Source organism: bacterium (assembly GCA_024226335.1).
Classification (GTDB): Bacteria; Myxococcota_A; UBA9160; order SZUA-336; family SZUA-336; genus JAAELY01.
In genome coordinates, this window is record JAAELY010000542.1 from 1 (window position 1) to 3,615 (window position 3,615).

Genomic DNA, 3,615 nt, shown 5'->3' on the forward strand with positions numbered 1-3,615 from the left:
AGCGAGAAGCGGGAGTCGCCGCCTGAGCAAGAAGCGTGATCCGATCGCAGATCCGTAGATCTGCAGAGGGTCGCGCGACGCAGCGCAGGCGGATGCATCGCGCTTCGCAGCCGCAGCCTCCCTGTGCAGAGGTTCCCTAGGCCGGGGGTGTGATGTGGATGCATGGTTGAAAGCGGCCCTGGGGTACATTCCCAGCTGGCTGGAGCACCAGCTGCGCGCGACCGAGCAGCCGGGCTGCGTCGTTGCCGTGGCGCACCGGGGTCGGGTCGTCTTCGAGCAGGCCTTCGGCAGTGCGGGTGGTCCCAGGCCGCGGTCGCTGACGCCGCGCCACCGCTTCCGTGTGGCATCCCACTCGAAGAGCTTCACGGCCGCCGGGATCATGAAACTGCGGGAGGCCGGCAGGCTGAGGCTGGACGATCCGGCGGGTCAGTATGTCGACGGTCTGCACCCGGCGGTTGCGGAGGCCACGCTCACGCAGCTGCTGTCACACAGCGCAGGTCTCATCCGTGACGGATCCGATGCGGGGCAGTGGCAGGACAGGCGGCCATTTGCCAGCGAGCGCGATCTGCTCAGCGCGCTCGCGGCCCCGCCCGTGCTCGAGGCGAGCACCCGGCTCAAGTACTCCAACCATGGCTTCGGCCTGATCGGGCTGATCATCGAGGCCGTGACGGGCGAGTCCTATGGCGACTGGATCCGGCGCGAGATCATCGATGCATCGAAGCTCCGCGAGACCGACCCGGACTGGCCGCCACCCCGCGGGGCCAAGGTCGCCCACGGTCACGGCACCAAGCTCCCACTGGGCAGGCGCGTGAGCGTGCCGGGTGATAATCCAACACGCGCGCTTGCGCCCGCGACCGGATTTGTGTCGACCGCGGCCGACCTCGCGCGCTTCTTCGCGACCCTCGATCCCGAAGCCAAGCGATCCGTGCTCTCGCCGGCCAGCCGGCGAGAGATGATCCGCCGGCAGTGGCATGACCCGCATGCTCCGGTGCCACGGCAGTACGGGCTCGGCATCATCCTGGGCAAGACCGCGGACTGGCAGTGGTTCGGTCACAGCGGAGGCTTCCAGAGCTGCCTGAGCCGGACCAGCGTTCTGCCGGGGCGCGAACTGACGGTCTCGGTCGTCGCCAACGCGATCGATGGCATGGCCGGCCCATGGTCCGACGGCATCATCCGCATCCTGCGCAGCTTCGCGACCCATGGCGCGCCCACCGCCCGCACACGCGACTGGACGGGTCGCTGGTGGAGCCTGTGGTCGTGCATCGACCTGGTGGCCCAACGAGATCGCGTCCTGGTCACAGCGCCGGCGGCCATCGACCCCTTTGCGGCTGCACCGCAGCTCACCGTCGGCCCCCGTGACACGGCGACCATCAGCGCCGCGAGCGCGTTTTCGAGCCACGGTGAGTCGGCGAGGCTTGTGCGCGGGAGCGATGGCGGGGTGCGCGAGATCTGGCTCGGCGGTACCAAGCTCGTCTCCGAAGCCCGCGCGCGCGCCGAGCTGAAGCGTCGCTACGACGCATGAACGAAGGTGCTTTGCTCCGCGGCGCCTGCCGCCCTGACAACGACTGAGCGTGCGCCGAGTCGCGAGCGCACCGGAACGGAACGACAAGTGCAGCAACCAAAGGAGGCGTTGGTGCATGGACCGAGGCACGGCAACAGCTCAGGCATTTCGGTGATCTTCTTCAGGAACCAAGTGCGAAGGACTCTGGCATTCTGAGGCTCGCTAGCCGATTCAGGAGATTGCAGGCAATCACCGCCTCCGCCTTCTGCGACTCTGGATGACGAGCACGGAGTCTATCGCGAAGAATCGATTTGTATCTGAACAACGTGTTCTCCACTCGGGCCTGGTGAGGGTACCCAGACTCCTTCTTCCATTGGCCGCGCCCGATTTCCTTCACTCTCATGATTGTACGATCGCGAGCGCTTGACTGAGATCTTCGTTGACGCGATCCCGTCGCACTCCTCGAAGGTGGAATGACGACTTCAGTCCCTCGTGCGGTGCTGGCATCGTAGATGGCGACGGTGTCATAGGTCGTGTCCGCAGTGAGGCTTTCGATGTCAGCCTCTATGCTATCGATGAGAGCAAGAGCGGCCTTCGCGTCGTCAGCGCTTCCGCGACTCAGAGCCTGAGCGACGATTCCGCCCGTTCGATCAACACCGAGATGAAGCTTCTTCCAGCCACGTCTGCCGCGACCTCCATGTTTAGCGGCCGCCCACTCGCCTTCGCCGACGTTGAGGCTCTGACTACGCCGAGAGAGCGTCGTGTGATCGGGAGCCTCGAGATCCACAAAGTGATGTCGCCGCGCTGCACCAGAGCGCGATCGTACTCGGCCCAGTTCCGCAGGCGATACTTCGTTTAGTACTTGGAATGGACTCTGGATCTCATCCCGCGAGTGAGGCCCATCGACTACACTCTTCGCGAGTCTTGGGGGCGCCAACCGTCGCGGATCTTTTGTCCGTGCACCAACGCCGTAACAAGGCGTGAACGCGGAGGCGGAATAGCGTGGATCCAACTGGCGCCGTTCCGCTCGAGCATCGATCTTTGAAGGCTCGGCCGAGTCGACAGCTGCTATTCCACACCGGCTAGAGCGGATCTTCAGAGTTCTGCGGTGAAGATCCCCGGAGAATCCTCCTCAACTTGGCGATCAGCTGTACCGCGTCGTAGGGCTTATGGAGAAATCCAGCGAAACCGTGGCCGACGAAGCGCTGCGTCAGCTCCTGCTCGTTGTAACCGCTCGTGAGAATCACGAGCACATCACTGCGGATTCGGCGCAACTCGCGAAAGCACTCATCCCCGTCCATGTGTGGCATGGTGAGATCGAGAATGACGAAGGCGATTTCATCCGACCGCTGCTCGAAGACCTCGAGAGCCTCGCGACCATCCGTGGCGGTGATGACCTCGCAACCCATCCGTTCCAGATACTGGCTCGTGACTGCCAGCACCATCTCATTATCATCGACCAGCAGAGCCAATCCAGTCGGGTGCAAACCCAGGGCTTCTAGAGGCTCATCTGCCACCACCGCTGTGCTGCGAGCAACCGCGGGAATCAGTACTTTGAACACCGTCCCCTGGCCAGGCTCACTCTGGATCTTGATCGCTCCCCGATGGCCGCGCATGATACCCAGCACCGCAGCGAGCCCCAGCCCGCGACCCGTGAACTTGGTCGTGTAGAACGGCTCGAAGATCCTGGCAAGGGACTCGGCATCCATCCCGCTCCCGGTATCGGCCACCTCGAGATAGACATACGCTCCAGGCGACTGCTTCTCATCCGGATACGCACCCTCGAAGTATTCCCGATCGCAGTCGGCGAGTCCGGTTCGGATCGAGATCACGCCGCTCCTGTCGCCGGTTGCCTCGGAAGCGTTGGTGATCAGATTCATGACCACTTGGCGAATCTGGGTCCCATCAGCTTCGATCGCGGGTAGGCCATCTTCCAGTTCGTACCTAAGCGCAGCCTTCTTCGAGATCGAAATTTCGAGCAGGTTGATCATTTCGCGCACCAGGCGACTCAGGTCGAGATCCTCGACGACGAACCGACCCTTGCCGGAATAGGCCAGCATCTGGTTGGTCAGATCGGAAGCACGCTTGGTGGACTCGATGATCCCGTTCACATC

3 protein-coding genes are annotated in these 3,615 nt (G+C 63.5%); 1 reads left to right on the forward strand and 2 read right to left on the reverse strand.

Annotated elements, in window-relative coordinates:
- Positions 1–154: 154 nt before the first annotated feature.
- Positions 155–1,522, forward strand: a complete 1,368-nt coding sequence (locus GY725_26060) for a beta-lactamase family protein (protein MCP4007661.1) — start codon at positions 155–157, stop codon at positions 1,520–1,522.
- A gap of 160 nt (positions 1,523–1,682) precedes the next feature.
- On the opposite strand, the gene GY725_26065 is transcribed toward GY725_26060, so the two are convergent.
- Entirely contained in the window at positions 1,683–2,288 is a 606-nt protein-coding gene (locus tag GY725_26065; protein MCP4007662.1) for a transposase, read from the reverse strand.
- 295 nt (positions 2,289–2,583) lie between these two features.
- Positions 2,584–3,615, reverse strand: a 1,032-nt coding sequence (locus GY725_26070; GenBank protein ID MCP4007663.1) for a response regulator, incomplete at its 5' end; no start/stop codon positions are given.